Annotated in this window: 16 protein-coding genes; 14 read left to right on the plus strand and 2 right to left on the minus strand. The window is 49.1% G+C overall.

The window, feature by feature from the left end:
- Positions 1–19 precede the first annotated feature (19 nt).
- The 5 genes from ACYVEA_RS21860 to ACYVEA_RS21880 all read left to right on the plus strand — a co-directional run bounded on the left by ACYVEA_RS21860 (position 20) and on the right by ACYVEA_RS21880 (position 6,111).
- Positions 20–1,555, plus strand: a complete 1,536-nt coding sequence (locus ACYVEA_RS21860) for a RagB/SusD family nutrient uptake outer membrane protein (protein WP_461115571.1) — start codon at positions 20–22, stop codon at positions 1,553–1,555.
- Between the two features lie 237 nt (positions 1,556–1,792).
- Positions 1,793–2,710, plus strand: a complete 918-nt coding sequence (locus ACYVEA_RS21865; protein ID WP_461115572.1) for a hypothetical protein — start codon at positions 1,793–1,795, stop codon at positions 2,708–2,710.
- Between the two features lie 108 nt (positions 2,711–2,818).
- Positions 2,819–4,492 (plus strand): glucoamylase family protein, encoded by a 1,674-nt coding sequence (locus tag ACYVEA_RS21870; RefSeq protein ID WP_461115573.1) that lies wholly within the window; start codon positions 2,819–2,821, stop codon positions 4,490–4,492.
- A 96-nt stretch (positions 4,493–4,588) separates the two neighbouring features.
- On the plus strand, positions 4,589–5,959 hold the full coding sequence (locus ACYVEA_RS21875) for a glucoamylase family protein (RefSeq protein ID WP_461115574.1): 1,371 nt from the start codon (positions 4,589–4,591) through the stop codon (positions 5,957–5,959).
- 20 nt (positions 5,960–5,979) lie between these two features.
- Positions 5,980–6,111 carry a hypothetical protein gene (locus tag ACYVEA_RS21880; RefSeq protein ID WP_461115575.1) on the plus strand — a complete coding sequence of 44 codons (132 nt, stop codon included), beginning with the start codon at positions 5,980–5,982 and terminating at the stop codon, positions 6,109–6,111.
- Here the strand turns inward: ACYVEA_RS21880 and ACYVEA_RS21885 are convergent.
- Together ACYVEA_RS21885 and ACYVEA_RS21890 are read right to left on the minus strand one after the other, a co-directional pair.
- Positions 6,092–7,588 carry an FG-GAP-like repeat-containing protein gene (locus tag ACYVEA_RS21885; RefSeq protein ID WP_461115576.1) on the minus strand — a complete coding sequence of 499 codons (1,497 nt, stop codon included), beginning with the start codon at positions 7,586–7,588 and terminating at the stop codon, positions 6,092–6,094. The genes ACYVEA_RS21880 and ACYVEA_RS21885 overlap by 20 nt on opposite strands.
- Positions 7,589–7,782: 194 nt before the next feature.
- Entirely contained in the window at positions 7,783–9,906 is a 2,124-nt protein-coding gene (locus tag ACYVEA_RS21890) for a S9 family peptidase (protein WP_461115577.1), read from the minus strand.
- Between the two features lie 131 nt (positions 9,907–10,037).
- On the opposite strand from ACYVEA_RS21890, the gene ACYVEA_RS21895 reads away from it, so the two are divergent.
- The 9 genes from ACYVEA_RS21895 (at position 10,038) to rpsB (ending at position 19,953) form a co-directional block, all read left to right on the plus strand.
- The gene (locus tag ACYVEA_RS21895; protein ID WP_461115578.1) at positions 10,038–10,799 is read left to right on the plus strand and encodes a DUF3431 domain-containing protein; all 762 of its coding nucleotides are present in this window, start codon (positions 10,038–10,040) and stop codon (positions 10,797–10,799) included.
- A gap of 108 nt (positions 10,800–10,907) precedes the next feature.
- Positions 10,908–12,401: a M20/M25/M40 family metallo-hydrolase gene (locus ACYVEA_RS21900; protein ID WP_461115579.1), complete on the plus strand. Its 1,494-nt coding sequence runs from the start codon at positions 10,908–10,910 to the stop codon at positions 12,399–12,401.
- 126 nt (positions 12,402–12,527) lie between these two features.
- Positions 12,528–12,926, plus strand: a complete 399-nt coding sequence (locus ACYVEA_RS21905) for an FtsL-like putative cell division protein (RefSeq protein ID WP_461115580.1) — start codon at positions 12,528–12,530, stop codon at positions 12,924–12,926.
- A complete protein-coding gene (locus ACYVEA_RS21910) occupies positions 12,916–15,036 on the plus strand; it encodes a penicillin-binding protein (RefSeq protein ID WP_461115581.1) in 2,121 nt (706 codons plus the stop codon). The genes ACYVEA_RS21905 and ACYVEA_RS21910 overlap by 11 nt, the downstream gene beginning before the upstream one ends.
- 164 nt (positions 15,037–15,200) lie before the next feature.
- Positions 15,201–16,688, plus strand: coding sequence for a UDP-N-acetylmuramoyl-L-alanyl-D-glutamate--2,6-diaminopimelate ligase (locus ACYVEA_RS21915; RefSeq protein ID WP_461115582.1), 1,488 nt, complete (start codon positions 15,201–15,203; stop codon positions 16,686–16,688).
- A gap of 95 nt (positions 16,689–16,783) precedes the next feature.
- Positions 16,784–17,992 carry a phospho-N-acetylmuramoyl-pentapeptide-transferase gene (mraY, locus tag ACYVEA_RS21920; protein ID WP_461115583.1) on the plus strand — a complete coding sequence of 403 codons (1,209 nt, stop codon included), beginning with the start codon at positions 16,784–16,786 and terminating at the stop codon, positions 17,990–17,992.
- Positions 17,993–18,118: 126 nt separating this feature from the next.
- Positions 18,119–18,562, plus strand: coding sequence for a 50S ribosomal protein L13 (gene rplM, locus ACYVEA_RS21925; protein ID WP_461115584.1), 444 nt, complete (start codon positions 18,119–18,121; stop codon positions 18,560–18,562).
- 6 nt (positions 18,563–18,568) lie between these two features.
- Complete coding sequence (rpsI, locus tag ACYVEA_RS21930) at positions 18,569–18,955, plus strand: 30S ribosomal protein S9 (protein WP_191037359.1); 387 nt, start codon at positions 18,569–18,571, stop codon at positions 18,953–18,955.
- A gap of 158 nt (positions 18,956–19,113) precedes the next feature.
- Positions 19,114–19,953: a 30S ribosomal protein S2 gene (gene rpsB / locus ACYVEA_RS21935; RefSeq protein WP_461115585.1), complete on the plus strand. Its 840-nt coding sequence runs from the start codon at positions 19,114–19,116 to the stop codon at positions 19,951–19,953.
- Positions 19,954–20,105: the final 152 nt, after the last annotated feature.

Raw genomic sequence — 20,105 nt, forward strand, 5'->3', positions numbered from 1 at the left:
CCAAACTCAACAGACTCAGATGAAACGGCATACATTATTATTTCTTGGCACAGGCTTTGGCGCTTTCTTACTGGCGGCATCCTGCCAGAAAAGCTTTCTGGATGTGCCCCTGCAAGGACAATCCACTACGGCAACTGACCCGAATCTGGCGGTAACGCTGGTAACCGGCGTTTATAACAGCCTGTACAATAGTGAACCGTTTGGCGGAGAAGGGGGCGATGTTCACAGCATTAGTTTTATTGCCGCCACGAATATCATATCCGACGATGCTGACAAAGGCAGTTTTGACGGCGATCAGACGGCCCTGAAAGACATTGACAATTTCACAACGACACCGACCAACAATTTTGTCGCGGCCCTCTGGAACGGCTATTACAGTGGTATTTCCCGAGCGAATCAGGCGTTGGCGGCTTTAGCTACGTCTTCTATCGATGCAGCTACGAAAACTCAGTTGACGGCTGAAGTTCGGTTCATTCGTGGCTACTACTACTTCAATCTGGTACGTTTTTTCGGTAAAGTACCCAAAGTAGTCCGGGTGCCGAAGGATGCGCAGGATGCGAACACCGACCCTGCCTTCCAGACGCGCGCTCCGGTCGATACGATCTATAATGTCATTACGCAGGACCTCCAGTTTGCGGCTAACAACTTACCGCTTCGGGCACAATCGGCGGTGGGTCATGCCAATAAAGGGGCTGCTCAGGCGCTGTTAGCCAAAACGTATATGTACCGCAAAAACTGGCAGCAGGTACAGGCGCTTACACAGGAAGTTATCAATTCGGGCCAGTATTCGCTGGTGCCCGATTATACGACCATCTGGCGCTACGTAGGGAACAACAATGCTGAATCCATTTTTGAAACCCAAAGTGGTACGTTCAACAATGGCGATATAGCCGTTGGTAGCTACTCGACCTGGCAAGGTCCGCGCGTGGGCGGCAAAGGCGGCTGGACTGACCTGGGCTTTGGCTTCGACACACCCAGCCAGGACCTGGTAAATGCTTACGAACCCGGCGATAAGCGCAAAAGCTCCACGATTATCATCATCGACACCAGCCCGAAGCACGTTGGAACGGTATTGTACGATGGGTTCAGGATACCCAGCGCCGACTCGGTACAGAATCTTTACTATAACTACAAAGCCTACTACAGCGAGAATAAAAATGTAGAACCCTATCTAGGCAACCGCGACAAGAAGCAGAAAAACGTGCATTTGCTACGTTACGCCGACGTGTTGCTGATGAACGCTGAAGCCAACAACGAACTCGGCCAGACGGCAGTGGCAGTCACTAACCTGAACATGATACGTACCCGAGCGGGTCTGGCCGCTACGAAGGCGGCTTCTCAGGCGGATGTACGTACCGCCATCTGGAAGGAACGCCGGATAGAACTGGCGATGGAGCACGACCGCTTCTTCGACTTAGTACGTACCGGCCGGGCGGCTCAGGTGATGCAGGCAGCCGGCAAGAATTTCGTAGCGGGCAAAAACGAATTGTTACCTGTACCGAGCTTACAAATCCAATTAAGCGGTGGCCAACTGGACCAGAACAGTGGGTATTAGTTGGTTTTACCCCACCCTTGACCTCTAATCTTGTAGGAGTTTCACGTGGATGAGACAAAGTCAGTTGTTGGAAGAAATTTTCACCCCTAAATCCTCTAAAGGGGACTTTATCTAAACACGAGCAAAGTCCCCTTTAGGGGATTTAGGGGTGAAACAGCCAGCACAACAAAACCTAAAAAGCATTTCCAATTACCAAGTTAATACCAATTCAAATTTCAATTACAAAACCAATTTATCATGAAAACGAGACAAATCTCAGCGTGGGTACTAGCCGGTGTGGTAATGAGCACTGTGTTTACATCCTGCTCCAAAAGCGATGACAACACGGCAACTTTACCTCCTATCGGAGGGTATAATAGTTCTAACGACGTAGCGTCAACTAATTTGTTAGCACATTGGACGTTTGAAGGAACTCAAAACGAACTAATTTCTAGCACAGCTCCCTCTAAGACGTATGGTACTGTTAGCTATACTACGAGCTTGACAGCAGGTGCGGGGCAAGCACTTAATGTTACTTCCGGAGCAGTCGTATATCCTGAAATTGCCAAACTTAACACAGCTGGCGCATTAGGAAGTTACACATTAAGTATGTGGGTAAATGTCAAAAATAATGGTAAAAGCAATGGGTTTACGTCATTTTTCGGCCTTTTCCCTATGGCAAAAAAAGATGCTTTTGGGAATTTAAGTGCTGGTGCAGAAACGGGCCAGTTTGCTCCAAGTGCTGCTGCCGATACATTGGTTTTGAAGGCTAACTACAGCTCTTTGCTCGCAGATGGCAGCTTTAATGGTCAGGACAACAGACCTGATCCAAGAGGAAAACCTCCGGTTGGCGTATTTAAAGGGGCAGGCGTATGGAGCCACTTTGTTATACGATTTGACCCAAGTACACATCTGCTACAGATATTCGCCAACGGACAATCTATAGGAGCATATAATGATAGAGGTGTTAATACAGTCGCACTCAATATGATGACTCCATGTCAGGCCATAATTGGAAGTTTGGCAGGCTCAGAAGTTGGCTTTACAAATGCTGGTCCTCTGCCATCCTATACTTCATTAGGCACATTCGCTATCGATAACATAAGAGTTTACAACAAAGCCTTATCCGATGGAGACATTGGTTCGCTATATCAACTTGAATCAGCAGGACGCTAAGTAACGCAAACGTGAGTAATAGGGGCTGTTGAACTTCAGGGATGCAGCCCCTATTTACTGCCTATTGATTTTTTTAGCCTTAGTCCAGCGTCTATTTATCCATCTTTTATGAACTCAACGAACATAGTAGTAAGTTTACTGGGGCTATTTTTCTGTCTGTCGTGCAAGACGGCGAAACAAGATCCCGAACCGGTCGAACTGTTTAATTACAAATCGGTGCAGGTGAATGGTCAAACATCCGCGAGCTTGAGCTTTCGGGATGTATCGTCGGTGCCCGCAATCAGGTTGGCGTTTAGCGTTCCCATCAGCCAGGAATCTGCAAAAACCACAATACAGTTGACCGAAAAAGCGACAGCCAAACCTGTTTCGCTTTCGTATGCGTTTGGCCCTGGCGATACTACCATTACCCTCACTCCTCAAAGTTCATTAAAATCACTCACGGCTTATACCGTTATCGTCCCGCCCACACTGACCTCGCAACGTAGCACGACATTTAACGCCAATCTGACGGTTAGCATCGTTACGTCGCTCGACAGCACCGACAAGTTTTCGCGTATTAGCGACTCGCTCCTGCTCGATCTGGCGCAGAAACAGACATTTAAATACTTCTGGGACTTTGGCCATCCCACGTCGGGTATGGCCCGCGAACGTAATTCATCGGGTGATGTCGTTACGTCCGGTGGCACTGGTTTTGGCATTATGGCCATTGTAACGGCGGTTAACCGCAACTTCATTACGCGACAGGATGGTCTGGCTCGTTTGAACAAAATAGCTAATTTCCTGAATACGAATGCAATGCGTTATCATGGGGCTTTCCCGCACTGGCTCAATGGAGCTACGGGCGCGACCGTTCCATTCAGCACGAAAGATGACGGCGCCGATCTGGTCGAAACGTCGTATTTGATGCAGGGTTTATTGACCGCCCGCCAGTATTTCAATAGTTCAACCAGCGCCGATGAAATTGCGCTTCGGAAAACGATCAATGCCCTTTGGGACGGTGTCGAATGGAACTGGTTTACCAAGAGCGGTGCCGAAACAAATCTGTACTGGCACTGGTCGCCGAACTATAACTGGGACATGAACATGCCCATTCGGGGCTGGAACGAAGCGCTCATTACGTATGTGCTGGCCGCTTCGTCGAACACAAGCTCGATTTCAAAAACGGTTTATGATGTTAGCTGGGCGCAGAACGGCAAAATGGCCAATGGGAACAGCTACTACGGCATCAAACTCCCGCTCGGTCCAGCCTACGGCGGACCACTTTTCTTCTCACAATACTCGTTTCTGGGCATCAATCCGCACGACTTAAAAGATGCATACGCCGATTACTGGCAGCAGAATACAGCCCATTCGCAGATAAATTATACGTACTGCAAAACCAATCCAAAGCAATTCAGCGGGTATAGTCAAAATTGCTGGGGACTAACGGCCAGCGATGAACAAAACGGCTACTCAGCCCACGAACCCAACAACGATAACGGCACCATTTCGCCTACCGCGGCACTGGCGTCGATGCCTTACACGCCTACTGAGTCGATGCAGGCGCTACGTTTCTTCTATTACAAACTGGGTGATAAAATCTGGAAAGATCAGGGCTTTGTCGATGCGTTTAACCTGTCGAACATATGGTTTGCGGATTCCTTTCTGGCCATCGACCAGGGGCCAATTATCGTCATGATCGAAAACCAGCGGTCGCAACTGCTCTGGAAATTATTCATGAGCTGCCCTGAAGTGAAAAAAGGAATGAAAAACCTGGGGTTCCAAAGCCCGAACCTGAATTAAATTTTAAACACGGAGACCACAGAGATTTTCACGGAGGAAACAGAAAACGCCGTGATATCAGTCAAAATCTCCGTTTCCTCTGTGTTTTGAACCCCTATGAAAACCGTACTTTTACTTCTCCTGACGCTGACTGTTGCATTCGCCCAACCGAAACCATACACCTTTACCAAATCAGACAACGCGTTTCTGGACAGCTTGCAACACGATACGTTCAAGTTCTTCTGGGAGACGGCCAATCCCGAGAATGGTCTGGTTCCCGATCGGGCGCCTACGCCCGCGTTCGCCAGCATTGCCGCGGTAGGATTTGGCTTAACGTCCTATCTGGTTGGCGTCGAGCGAGGCTACATCACACGAGCACAAGCCGCTGACCGCACGCTGAAAACGCTACGTTTCTTTGCGCAGGCACCCCAATCCGACAAGCCAACGGGCGTAACAGGCTATAAAGGTTTTTTCTATCATTTTCTGGACATGAAAACTGGAGAACGGTTCAAACAGGTGGAGTTATCGACGATTGACACCGCTTTGCTGCTTGGCGGCATCCTGAGCGCCCAAACGTATTTCGACAAGAATACACCAGCCGAAACCGAAATCCGACAGTTGGCCGAGCAGATTTATGAACGTGTCGACTGGACATGGATTCAGAATCATAGGCCTTTTGTATCAATGGGTTGGCATCCTGAAAAAGGCTTTATCCCTGCCGACTGGAAAGGTTACAATGAAGCGATGCTCCTCTACGTACTGGCACTTGGTTCGCCCACGCATCCGGTTAGTGCCGATGTATGGCCTGCCTGGACCAAGAGCTATGATTGGGCTACGTTTCAGGGTCAACAACACGTAAATTTCGATCCTCTTTTCGGGCATCAATACTCGCATGTCTGGATTGATTTCCGGGGTATAAAGGATGGTTATATGCAGAAAAAAGGCCTTGATTACGCCGAAAATTCACGCCGTGCTACTTATGCCAATCGGGCGTACTGCATGGAAAATCCAGCGAAGTGGCAGGATTATGGCCCTACTATTTGGGGACTTACGGCCTGCGATGGTCCCAAAGACACGACAGTTTCGGGTAAGACTTTTTTCTCCTATCGGGCACGAGGTGCGGCTATTCAGCAGATTGTCGATGATGGCACGATTGCACCCACGGCAGCCGGTGGCTCGATCGCTTTCGCACCAGAAATTTGCCTGCCTGCCTTACAAGCCATGAAAGCGAAGTATGGCCGCAAGCTATACGGTGAATACGGCTTCCGTGATGCCTTCAATCCAACGTATCGGTATCCATCTTCATTTGCCAATGGCTCAACAGCCAACGGATGGTTCGATATAGATTACCTTGGCATCGACCAGGGACCAATCCTGTTGATGACCGAAAATGCCCGAACGAATTTCGTCTGGAACCTAATGAAGCGTAATCCACATATTCGCAAGGGATTGGAGCGAGCGGGGTTTAGGGGCGGGTGGTTGAAATAGGGATTTGTATCATTTTTGTCATGCTGACCCAAGAAGCATCTTCAGATGAGTCTAATTATCCATTTACCGCACCGGCGACCGGCGGCCCGGCGAAGATGCTTTCTATCGTCAGCATGACAAAAAACAACCCAATCAATGCGTTTTGTTCTTAAGAACAATCAACGGCAAATGTGTGTCCCATGTTGGTTCCAGACCTTTCTGAATGATGAACGTCTTTGAAAAGTTACCAAGAACTATGTCCATGTCGCCGTCCTGATCAATGTCATTCACGTCCATGCAAATCCACCTCCCATACGTACTGACGGGCAACGCGTGTGGCTGAAATTGCAAGGGCTTTTGCTGCTCGAAATAAAGACAACTCTCGGCCGCGTTACGTTGAAAATCAGCGAAGAAAGCAATGGTGGCAATGTCTAAATCGCCATCCTGATCGAAATCGGTAGCAATGGCTTTGGTGCAACCGTTGATGGGGTAGAAATACGCCTGTTTGTACCGAAAGTTGCCTTCGTTGAGGTAGATATAGACGCCATGATACGGCTTTATTATTTTCGAATAATCGCTATTGTCGCCACAGGTGTACAGAATATCCAACAGGCCATCTTTGTTAAAATCAACGAGTTGAAAGCTGGTTGAGCCATAAACGGATGGAAAATGGAGTACATTACGTTCCTGGAATCCGCCTTTCTGATCGTTCAGAAACAGCCAGATCCCTTCGTCAGCATGGGCGAACAGAACCATCAGATCGGGCCAGCCATCGGCGTTGAAATCACTCACTGTAGCCTGACTCGCTCCGGCAACCTCCTTGATGGGCAGTTTGGTGAACTCATGATTGGGCTGTTGTTTCAGCCAGTAGAGTCCACCCACCAGATGCCCAAATCCGCACACAACCCAATCGGTTAGCCCATCTTTGTTGAAATCGGCGCTCACCGACTGAAGCGGACGGGGCAATTTAGTAGCTAACGTAGTCGAATCTGTGCCTTTTTTACCCGTTACATCCAGCGCTATCAACTCCCCTTTCGAGATGTCGGCGGCACGCATGGTGCCCAGGCAGGTGAACAACCCCTGTTCTTCTCCCCGACTGTCGCGAAAAAAGCTAGCATTGACAGCCGCTGACGTTAGCTGTTTGAACAGCGTTGGTTGCAGCCTTTGATCCCATTGCGTCAGGTCGCTACGTAGCGCATCGCTCGAGTAAAGCTGGTGGCCAATAGTATCCATCGCTACCAGCGTCGTCATGGCCGTTTGGCTCGTGTCACGATACGGTTTCTCAAGTGAAAAAATAGCCCAGTCATTTGCAGCCGACTCTGGCTTTTCGGCAGATTTTAGGCTTTCAGGGGCCAGTGTCTGATAATAAGCGATTAATTTCTGCCAGTTATCATAGGAGATAGTAGCCTTCGTTCCCGCGTAGTATTGACCACCCGGATAGACTTCCAGCCCCAGATTGGGTGCCATCGCGGGCAAAACATGCTTCACCCAGGTTCCTTTGTCCAACAACTCAGGCGATGGCACGAGGTGACAAGTAGCGCAATGTTGTTGTGCCAGTTGCTTCCCTTCAGCAAGAACCGGATCGTTCGACGCAGCATCATTGCCAGAGTGACAACTAGTAAATACAATGCATAAGGCTGTGAATGTCAACAGCCAAGGGTAGAATTTAAAAAAAAAGAGTTTTGGAAAAATCACTACGTTCAGGTAGGAGAAAGAGGATTGTTTTTGTCATTCCAACGGCAGGAGGAATCTTCGGTAGAGGAAAAAAAATATCCATTTACTGAAGATTCCTCCTGTGTCGGAATGACGGAAAATTGCGACTTTATTAATCTAGAAGAAGGTTTTTACTGCCGATCGCCAACCAAGTTCAGCATGAACGCATATTCCAGCGCGATTTCTTTCAGCGCCTGGAATCGGCCCGATGCGCCACCATGGCCGGCTTCCATGTTGGTGTGAAGCAATAACTGGTTGTTGTCCGTTTTCATGGCCCGCAGTTTGGCAACCCATTTGGCAGGCTCCCAATACTGCACCTGCGAATCGTGCAGTCCCGTCGTTACCAGTAAGTTTGGGTAGGCTTTTTTCTCGACATTGTCGTAGGGTGAGTAGGACAGCATGTAGTCGTAATATTCCTTGTTTTTTGGATTGCCCCACTCTTCAAATTCGCCGGTTGTGAGTGGGATGCTTTCGTCGAGCATCGTCGTAACTACGTCTACAAAGGGAACAGCCGCGACCACACCCCGGTACAGTTGCGGAGCCTGGTTGATAACGGCACCCATCAGCAAACCACCCGCGCTACCGCCCATCGCGAAGAGCTTGCTGGTGCTGGTGTACTTGTTTTTGATCAGGTATTCCGATACGTCTACGAAGTCGTTGAAGGTATTTTTCTTCTTCAGCATTTTGCCATCTTCGTACCACCGGCGGCCCATTTCCTGCCCACCCCGAATGTGGGCAATGGCGAAAATAAATCCCCGGTCCAGCAGGCTCAGGCGGGTTGAACTAAAACCCGGATCGGTCGAATAGCCGTACGAACCATAGGAGTATTGCAGCAATGGAGCCGAACCGTCTTTCTTCGTGCCTTTGCGATACACCAGCGAAACCGGGATTTTTACGCCATCACGGGCGATAGCATACGTCCGTTCCGATACATAGTTATTCTTGTCGAAGCCCCCCAAAATTTCCTGCTGTTTCTTCAGCGTTTTCTCCTTCGTATCCATGTTGTAGTCGAAGGTAGAACTAGGCGTGGTCAGCGACGAATAGCTGTAACGTAGTACGTTGGTGTTGAAATCAGGATTGTAACCGATGCCCGCTACGTAGGCTGGTTCACCAAAATTCAGATATTCGTCGGCTTTGGTTTTCTGGTTGATGACCCGAATGTTCGTCAGACCCGCTTTGCGCTCACCCAACACGAGGTGATTGACAAACACATCCATATTGGCCAGGTAAACATCCGGACGATGAGCAATAACTTCTTTCCAGGCAGTCCGCTCAGCGGTTTTTCCTTCCGGCACTTCCATTAAGCGGAAGTTTTCGGCCTTCCAGTTCGTGCGAACATAGAACTTGTCCTTGTAATGAACAATGTCGTACTCATGCCCTTTTTCGCGGGGCAGAAAAACCTTGAACTCACCCGTTGGCTGACTGGCATCCAATAACCGGTATTCCGTAGCTACGCCGTTATGATCAACACCGATCTCGATATATTTCTTTGATTTAGAACGGCTCAGTCCCATATAGAACTGATTATCCTTTTCTTCATAAACCAGTACGTCGGTTGCAGTAGGGCTATCCAATACATGCCGATAGACCTGATACCCAAGCAACGTTTGCGGGTCTTTCTTGATGTAGAATAGTGTCTTGTTGTCGGTTGCCCAGGCAAAACTCCCTGCTTCGGTGTCTTTAATAACTTCAGGATAAATCTTGCCGGTTTTCAGGTTTTTGATACGTAGTGTATAGAGTCGACGGCTGACGGTATCTTCCGCAAAAATGGCCAGTTCGTCATTATCCGACACTTCATAACCACCAAGCTGGTAGTAGTTATGGCCTTTCGCCAGCGCATTCCCGTCGAACATGATTTCTTCGGTGCCTTGCAGCGAGCCTTTCTTGCGACAATAAATGGGATACTCGCCCCCAGTTACGTAGCGGGTGTAGTAATAGTAATTGCCTTCTTTGTAAGGCACCGATTCATCCTGTTGCTTGATGCGTCCTTTCATCTCATCAAAGAGCTTGGTCTGCAAGTCTTTAACGGGCGCTAAAACCTGATCGAGGTAGGCATTTTCGGCGTTTAGATACTTGATGACCTCCGGGTTTTCACGCTCGTTGAGGTAGTAATAATTATCTATCCGTGTGTGCCCATTCGTGACCAGTTCTTTCGGTTTAACGGCGGCCTTCGGTGGAGTCAGTACGGGAGTTTGTGCCTGAGTCATACTATGCAGGGGAAGTAAAATAAAAAGCGTAAACCATGTTCGTTTCATAGTGGTCTGTTGATGGTTGTTTTGATAGATTGTGTAAAAATAAGATTTTCTTTAACCGCAACGACAGCCCAGCGCAAAGACGCAAAGATTTCGCAAAGGGCGCGGGTAGGCCGTTAAATTCTTTGCGTTCTTTGCGAAACCGTTACGCCTTTGTGGGTAAAACATACATGCTCGAACTTGTTGTTGCTCATTATACTGAAAACCTGAACTGGTTACGAAACCTACCAACTGGCCTGCAGAAAACCGTATACGACAAAAGTCCGGAAGGATTGACAGAATGGGAAGCCATTCCGCTGCCAAACATAGGGCGTGAAGCCCACACGTATCTGCATCATATCGTTAGTCGCTACGATTCACTAGCGGAGTGGACAATCTTCTGTCAGGGCAAACCCTTCGACCATGCGTACGATTTCAAGAAAACCCTACGTGAATTTGTCACAGAACCCTTGTTGCATTGCGCCGGGTTTAAACCCGGCGCAATGCAACAAGGGTTCTGCTGGCTTGGGCACCTGATTGATACTGACGATAAGCAAGGGCACCGCCTTTTCCAGCCGTGGAGTAAAAATGAGGATGGGCGTGGGCTCGACATGCAAGGTTTCCACCGGGCGCTTTTCGACACCGACGGACCAGAACTTTACACATTCGTTTTAGGGGCTCAATTTGCTATTCACCGCAACGTAATATGCCACAATCCAGTATCCTTTTATGAACGTGCCTTGGCCGTATCAACATCCTTTCCAGATGCCGCTCACTGTTTTGAACGTAGTTGGGATAAGATTTTCGGGATCGTCGGGCTTGATCCCGATTGGCTTGCCGGACGACTTATGATCCAACTAAAACCAATGAAGCCTAAGCTACCGTATGTATCGTCAACGTTAGATCAAATTCCTTAATTTTTCCCGATAGAATCGAACGCTTTTACCCATTAATGCGTCTAATCTTCGGCATCGAAATTTACGGCCATTTTTGTATCTTTAGCGAGGAACTCTACCACCCATATTATGGCCCGAACATTTTACGTGCCCCGTTTCCGGCTCGTGCTGTTCTGTATCGGCACTGCCGGTTGTTTAACTGCTTTCAATCCCGACAAATTTTCCCTCCAAAAGGCCTTCTCCCGTATCAACAAGGAGGTAAGTGAACACAGTCGTGCTTACGAAACGCTGGCCGATGCCTCCGAGCGGGTCGGTCACCGGCTAACAGGTAGCCCTAACGGTAGTCGGGCAGAAGCCTATGCATTTGATTTGCTGTCATCATATGGCTACAAAGACGTACGCTTTGCGCCGTTTGAGGTTGAAGCCTGGGCGCGCGACACGGTTACGCTGTCGGTGGTACCTTACCGGAGCGACAATTTCCGTGACGTACCAGTTGTAGCGCTGGCCCACTCTCCCATCGAAGCGCACATACAGGGTGAAATTGTTGATGTAGGCAATGGCCTTGAAGGCGATTTTGCTGCTGTAAAAAATAAGCTAAAGGGTAAAGTCGCTTTAGTCAATATTGGGCTGGCCGCGCCAACAAAAGGAGCCCGGAATTTACATCGTTCCGAAAAAACTGCGCTAGCCATTCAGTACGGGGCCACTGGTGTTATAATGGTCAATCTGGTACCCGGCAACGTTTTGCTCACCGGTACTGCGTCCGTAACAGGCAAACTCATACCGATTCCATCCGTTTGTATTTCTCTTGAAAGCGGTCAGGCATTACGTTCCTGGATTCAGGAAGAACACAGCCCGCTTCATGCGGTTATCGACATGACCAATACGAGCCGCAAAATTCGCGCGCGCAACGTAGTGGTTACGTTAAATGGCTCGCAATATCCCGACGAAAAAATTATCGTTGGTGGCCATCTCGATTCCTGGGATCTAGCGACGGGCGCTATCGATAATGGGATTGGCTCCTTCGCTATTATGGACATTGCCCGAACATTCAAAGCCCTGAAGCTCAAACCTAAGCGTACGATCGAATTTGTTCTGTTTATGGGCGAAGAGCAAGGATTACTAGGCTCTAAGGCGATGGTTGAAGAGCTGAAACAGACCGGGCAACTGGATAAAGTGCGGTACATGATGAACCTCGACATGACCAATGACCCCACGGGGCTAAATGCCTTTGGCCGGTCTGACATCGTGCCGTTTTTGAACACCGTTGGCGAAACGATGAAAGAAGTAGAACCCACCTTTGCCAATCAGATGCAGAATCAGGCTGGGCTACATTCCGACCACCAACCGTTTATGCTTGAGGGCGTTCCGGTGGTAGGCATGAACGGTCATCTGACCAAAGACGTGCTTGATTGCTACCACGCCAACTGCGACCGGATCAACCTTGTCAATGCCGATCAGTTGAAAAATACTGTCCGGTACTCGACCATGCTGCTGTATGCCCTTGCCGACGCCGACGACATTCCCACCCGTCGCCAGACCGACACACAAACCCGCGATTATCTGGTGACGCAGGGCCTGCGTACCTCTCTACAGATTGCCAATGAGTGGCGATGGAAAGAATAAAAATAGAAGAATCACATTTTTGTACCGTTCAAAAATCTTTCTCACAAGGATTAAAGATTTCGTCGTTATCGGGACTGGAAATAATGTTTTCGTTTCTTTGTAATTACATCGCATTCTCACCTTGTCATGGCAAAAAATACCTTTCGAGAACCCGAACGGATCGCCAAACAGAAAAAGCAACGACGTAAAATCCGTCTGGCATCGTGGCTCAATGAGTTCATTGGTTTAGATCGGCTATTTGGCGAAGACAACAGTTGGCCGATCCGCCACATTGACCGCATTTTGTGGGTTACATTCCTGATGATTGTATACATTGGCCTGAATCACAATGCCGAACGGTTGGTCCGGCGAATTCAGCGCACCAAATTGCAGGTAGACGAATTACGATCTCAGGCAACGGTTCTACAGGCAGACTTTAACAAGAGCGGCAAACAATCCGAAATCAGCCGGCGCGTGGCAGCTCTTGGCCTTGCTGAAAGCCAAACTCCACCCCACAAAATAGTTGTCAAGTCAAATGAACATTAAGCAGGACATCATTCAACGGGCAAATCACGTCTTCTACGTGGTCATTGTGCTGGCTATCTGTGTTATTGTGCGGCTTGTATCTCTGCAGTATTTTCAGAAAGATTTAAAGGGCGAATACTGGCGCGAACGGGTAGCGTCAACCCTCATCCAACGCGATACGATTCGGGCCATGCGTGGCAACATTTATGGGACTGAGGAAAAACTGCTGGCCACCTCGCTTCCGACCTACGTAGTTGGCCTGGACCCAACTATGGCTAAGCCCGACTATTTTAATAACAAGGTCGATTCGCTGGGCAAATTACTGTCTCGTATTTACAAAGACCGTTCTGCCAGAGACTATGAGGATCTTATTCGCGATGCCCGCGCCCGCAAACGTCGCTACGTATTGTTGAACCGTCGGCGCGTCACGTTTCAGGAACGTCAGGAAATGCTTAAATGGCCATTTTTTCGGTCGTCGCCAAAAGTGGCCGCTCGCGGGGGTGTGCTACGTCCCTACTATGAGCGGTATCATCCGTTCGACCGGATGGCTGAACGTACCATTGGGAACCTCGATGCTAAAACGGGCCGGGGTTTAATTGGACTCGAAGCTAGTTTTCAGCCCGAGTTAGCCGGCAAAAACGCGGTTGGTCTGGTCGAAGTACTGGCGGGGGGAATACGCAAGCCTGTCAACGATGGCCCGGATATGAAGCCCGAGCCGGGTATGGATCTGTATACAACCATTAACGTCGACTATCAGGATATAGCTGAGTCAGCGCTGCACGAAGCCCTTGTCAAATATAAAGCAGACAAAGGCTGTGTGATCGTGATGGAAGTAGCGACGGGCGAAATCAGGGCCATGGCAAACCTGACCAGACGCGGGGATCAATACGTTGAGAACTTCAATCATGCCCTGGCAGGACGTACTGACCCAGGTTCTACGTTCAAACTAGCCACGATGATGGCGTTGATGGAAGAGAAAGCCATTTCCCTAAATCAGATGGTCGCGACGGGTCAACATTCTGTCACGTATAATGGCCTTAGAATTACGGATTCAAACGGGGGCGGGTCGGGCACTATAACAGCCCGTCAGGTCTTCGAGAAGTCGTCAAACATCGGCACCCATATGCTGATGCGCACCTATTTCTACAGTCGTCCTGATCTGTATTGCCAGTATTTGCGCCAGTTTCACTTGACCGAACCAACGGGTATCCACATGAAAGGGGAAGCCCGGCCGATTATCCGTAATCCCGACATGAAAGGATGGAGCAAAGTTTCATTAACCTCTATGTCATATGGCTACGAAATGCAGATTACCCCCCTGCAGATGCTCACGTTTTATAATGCCGTAGCCAATAACGGGCACTGGGTCCGCCCCATGATCGTTAAGCAAATCCGACGTGGCAAGGAGATTCTTGAAGACAACCAGCCATACGTATCACCTACTCTTATCTGTTCCAGCGAAACGATACGCAAAGCGCAGGAACTGTTGCGGGGTGTGGTTGAACACGGAACAGCCAAACATATTAATAATCCGCATTACGGTATTTCGGGGAAAACGGGAACAGCGCAGAAAATTATTGGTGGCCTCTATCAGACGGGTCGATATTATACATCTTTTATTGGCTACTTCCCGGCTGATAAACCTAAGTATAGTGTGATTGCGGTCGTAGATAATCCCCACCAGGGCGAGAACACGGGCACGTTATACGCCGGTGCCGTATCAGCACCCGTGTTTAAAGCGGTGGCCGATCGGATTGTCGCTTCCGACATTCGCATGCACGCTCCCATCCAGCCGAATACGTCTCAACCCCAATCGTCAACGGCGGGGTTGCTGGCGGGTTATGCCGACGATCTGCACACAATTAGCTCAGCCCTGCACATACGGAATGAACCATCGACTGAAGGCTGGGTGGAAGCTACGCCAAGCGGCCGCTGGAAATCTCGTCCAACCCGCACCGACCAAGTACCCGATGTCCGGGGGCTATCGCTTCGTGATGCACTGTTCCTGCTCGAAAATCATGGGTATAAGGTGCTGACTGAGGGTCGTGGTAAGGTGAAAGAGCAATCGCTTGAGCCCGGAACAGGACCAGACAAAACGACTGGCAAGCGGATAACGCTAACGTTGGGATAATACGTACCAAGCTGCGTCTAATTCTCAGCAAACGAAACCCGTAGCGTGACAAGTCTGGTAGGCGAGAACGCATGATGGAAGCAGGTCTTATAAAAAATTAGGCAATACCGCGCCCAATCTGTTTTTTTGCGGGCCACAACGAACTGGCCGTTTGTTAAACACGAATGCAACTCAAAGACCTCTTCTATAAAATCCCCCTGCTGGCTACGTCTGGCAGCATGGAAACCGACGTAACGAGCCTGACGATGGATTCGCGAAAAGTTGGTCCCGGTAGTTTATTTATTGCCATTCGTGGGACCGTTTCCGACGGCCATTCGTTCATCGAAACGGCGGTGCAAAAAGGAGCTTCGGCTATTTTGTGCGAAGAATTTCCAGATGGTCTTGATCAGTCAACGAATACGGTTGCTTACATTCGGGTGCAGGATTCGGCCCGATCGATGGGGTTAGCAGCCGCTAATTTTTACGGTCAGCCTTCCCAGAAACTTAAGCTTGTTGGTGTAACAGGTACGAACGGTAAAACATCGGTCGCTACGTTACTTTTCCGGCTATTCCGGGCATTGGGCTATCGGTGCGGACTACTATCGACGGTTCAGAATCAGATTGACGACGAAGTCATTCCCGCTACACACACTACGCCCGACGTTATTACTACCAATCAACTGCTCACAAAAATGCGGGCACATGGTTGCACACATGTATTCATGGAAGTGAGTTCGCACGCCGTGGTGCAGGAGCGTATTGCAGGCTTGACATTTACGGGTGGGATTTTCACGAACATCACGCACGACCATCTCGATTTCCACGGTACGTTCGATAAATACATACGGGCGAAAAAAGGCTTTTTTGATCAATTACCATCATCCGCCTTTGCCTTAACGAACGTAGATGATAAACGGGGATTGGTGATGCTCCAGAATACCGCTGCCCGTAAGGAGACGTACTCCCTGCAAACGCTGGCTACTTTCAAGGGGAAAATCATTGCCGACAGCCTGTTTGGGTTGAATATGTTCGTGAACGACCACGAGGTCTGGTTTAAACTGATCGGTCGCTTCAATGCCTACAATATCCTGAGTGTGTATGGAACAGCCATGCTACTCGGCGAAGACTCAGCGGACGTATTAACGTTGCTATCTGGCCTTACGCCCCCACCCGGCCGCTTCGAACAGGTCGTTTCCGATAATAAAATTGTGGGCATTGTCGATTACGCCCATACGCCCGATGCGCTTCAGAACGTACTGGAAACTATAAATGGCCTGCGCCAGACCGACGAGCAGGATTATTTGCCGCAGGTTATTACGGTGGTGGGATGCGGAGGAAACCGTGATGCGGCCAAGCGCCCTATTATGGCCGATATTGCCTGCCGCTTTAGTAACCGCGTCATCCTGACCTCCGATAATCCCCGCAACGAAGATCCGATGGAGATTCTGGCGCAAATGCAGGCTGGCGTTTCGCCCGTTGACGTCAAAAAAACGGTAACCATTGAAGATCGTCACGAAGCCATTCGACAAGCGGTTGCTGTAGCCCGTCCGCACGATATAATTCTTATTGCGGGAAAAGGTCACGAAACGTATCAGGAGATTAAAGGAATCAAATACGATTTCGACGACCGGGCGGTATTGCGGGAAGCTTTCGCAGAACGCGGAAATCAGTAACTTTGGCACCTACAAAGAGCGAAAGAGTGGAGGAGCGCCTGTAAACCGCTATTGCTTTCCGCTCTTTCACTCTTTCGCTCTTTCGCTCTTTAAAAATGCTCTATTACCTCTTTCATTTTCTTGACGAACGTTACAATTTCCCCGGTGCCGGGGTTTTCCAATATATTTCGTTTCGGGCCCTCGGAGCTGTTATAACCTCCCTGCTAATTGCCGCTATTTTTGGGCGACGTATCATTGATACGCTTCGAAATCTTCAGATTGGCGAATCCATTCGGGATCTTGGTCTGGAAGGTCAGATGCAGAAACGCGGAACGCCAACGATGGGTGGTTTCATCATTTTAGCTTCCCTGCTCATCCCAGCGCTGTTGTTTGCCAAATTATCCAATGTATATGTCATACTCGCGCTCGTATCAACCGTTTGGACGGGCCTGATTGGCTTTTTAGACGACTACATAAAAGTCTTCAAAAAGAATAAAGAAGGGCTACAGGGTAAATTCAAAGTGGTTGGTCAGGTTGGGCTTGGCCTGATTGTAGGGCTGACTCTGTCGTTCAACGACTACGTTAAAATCCGGAAATACGCGCCCAGACTATTGAATACGTCTAACGTACCGGACGTCTATGCAGACATTAAGTCGACCCTGACAACGGTACCATTTGTTAAGAATAATGAGTTCGATTATAGCTCACTGCTGTTCGGTTTCGTCCCAGACAGCTACACTTGGATTATTTACGTACTGATCTGCATATTCATCATCACGGCCGTTTCGAATGGAGCGAACATTACCGACGGTATCGATGGACTTGCCGCTGGCACATCCGTTATCATTGGGCTAACCATTGGGGTATTGGCCTATCTGTCAGGCAACAAAGTCTTCTCGCAGTATTTGAACATTATGTACATCCCGAATTCGGGAGAGCTGGTAATTTTCTGTGCAGCTTTTGTTGGTGCCTGCGTTGGGTTTTTGTGGTATAACTCCTACCCTGCCCAGGTTTTTATGGGAGATACAGGTAGTTTGATGCTGGGTGGCGTCATTGCCGTACTATTTCTGGCCATCCGCAAAGAGCTAATGATTCCCATTATTTGCGGCATTTTTCTGGTAGAACTGGTGTCGGTGATCATGCAGGTCAGCTACTTCAAATACACCAAACGTAAGTATGGGGAGGGCAGGCGAATCTTCCTGATGTCACCCTTGCACCACCATTTTCAGAAGAAAGGATACCACGAAGCTAAGCTGGTAACACGCTTCTGGATTGTCGGCATTATGCTGGCAGTAATGGCGCTGGCCACACTGAAGTTACGGTAAGCGTGATTTCTCATTATCCCCTTGTTTTTCAGCCTAATACCTCGTATATTTGCACTCCCGTTTCAGGACGGACCTGTTTTCTATGCAGGTAAGTATTTATAAATCAAACAATTAGTCTCCATAACAGTGAATACGCTCAGTTACAAAACCATCTCTGCCAACAAAGAAACGGCGCAGAAGGAATGGATTGTGGTTGACGCTCAGGGTGAGGTACTTGGTCGGCTGGCCAGTCAAATCGCACGCCTGATTCGCGGCAAACACAAAACCAACTTCACTCCGCACGTTGACTGCGGAGATAACGTGATCGTCATCAATGCCGAAAAGGTTCGCCTGACCGGTGCCAAGATGACCGACAAAGTCTACGTCCGCCATACGGGTTATCCCGGTGGTCAACGGTTCGCATCGCCCCGGTTGCTGCTTGAGAAACACCCCGAGCGCATTATCGAACACGCCGTAAAAGGTATGTTGCCGAAAAATCGGCTCGGTCGGCGGTTGTACACCAACCTGTATGTTTACGCTGGTGAGCAACACCCGCACGAGGCTCAGCAACCCACAGCAGTTAAATTCTAAGTCATAATGGATCGTATTAATACCATTGGCCGCCGTAAAACTGCCATTTCCCGCATCTACATGTCGGCGGGCAGCGGAGCCATCTCGGTGAACGGAAAAGATTACAAACAATATTTTCCTACCGAAGTCCTGCAAATCATTTTGAACCAACCCTTTGCCACCGTAAATGGTGTTGGTGGTTACGACGTTAAAGTTAACGTTCGTGGTGGCGGTGTGGCTGGTCAGGCTGAAGCTACGCGGATGGCGATTGCCCGTGCGCTGGTTGAAATGAACGCCGATTTCCGTCCAGCACTCAAGAAAGAAGGGTTCCTGACACGAGATTCGCGTATGGTTGAGCGTAAGAAATACGGTCGTCGGAAGGCTCGTCGTCGGTTCCAGTTCTCGAAACGTTAACAGTAAAGTTGTAAGCGACCAAGTAGTAAGTTCTAAGTATCTGATTCACTTACTACTTTATCACTTAGCACTTACCCCTAATTAGTCCAGACTGCCCTTAGATGATGCCGACGGGCGGTGCTGCGTATTTTTTAAAACATTCATTTTTCATTACGAAAATGGCACAAATCGAATATAAAGACCTCTTAGACGCTGGTGTGCACTTTGGCCACCTTACGCGCAAGTGGGACCCCCGGATGGCTCCGTACATCTTTATGGAGAAGAACGGCATCCATATTATTGACCTCAACAAAACGGTTGCTGCACTGGACGAAGCAGCGAATGCTATCAAAGGCATCGTTCGCTCGGGCCGGAAAGTGATGTTTGTGGCCACGAAGAAACAGGCTCAGGAAATCGTTTCGGAAGAAGCGCGTCGCCTGAAAATGCCTTACGTAACAGACCGCTGGCAGGGCGGTATGTTAACGAACTTCGCTACGATTCGCAAGTCACTGAAAAAAATGCAAACGCTGGACAAAATGCTGAAAGACGAGGAGACCGTCAAGAGCATTGCCAAGCGGGAGCGTTTAACCCGTAGCCGTGATAAAGAAAAACTGGAACGCGTATTGGGCGGCATTGCCGATCTGACACGTTTGCCAGCCGCTTTGTTCGTCGTTGACGTGAAGCGTGAGCACATTGCTGTTGCCGAGGCACATCGGCTGGGCATTCCCGTATTTGCCATGTGCGATACGAACTCGAACCCGGAAGAAGTTGATTTCGCCATCCCAGCTAATGATGATGCTTATAAGTCGATTTCGCTGATTACGCTTGCCATTGGTAAGGCCATTGAAGAAGGTCTGATGGAGCGGAAGCAGGATAAAGACGATCAACGCATACAGGAAGAAGAAGAGGCCAAGCGCAACGAAGATCTGGCGCAGGCTAAGGCGGAAGGCGCAAGCGCTGCCCAATCTGAAGCAGATGTAGCACCTGCTGCTGTGGCGGAAGACGAAACCGAAGCATAAAATAGAGTTGTAAGGTTGCATAGTTATATAGTTGCTTAACTTATTTCAGCGTATAACTCAATAACTGTAGAACTTTACAACTCAAGGAAATAGCCCGTAGCCAGCCGCTATGGGCTATTCCGTTTCAGAGTGCAATTCACTGATTACCAATT

The organism is Spirosoma jeollabukense (assembly GCF_054777855.1).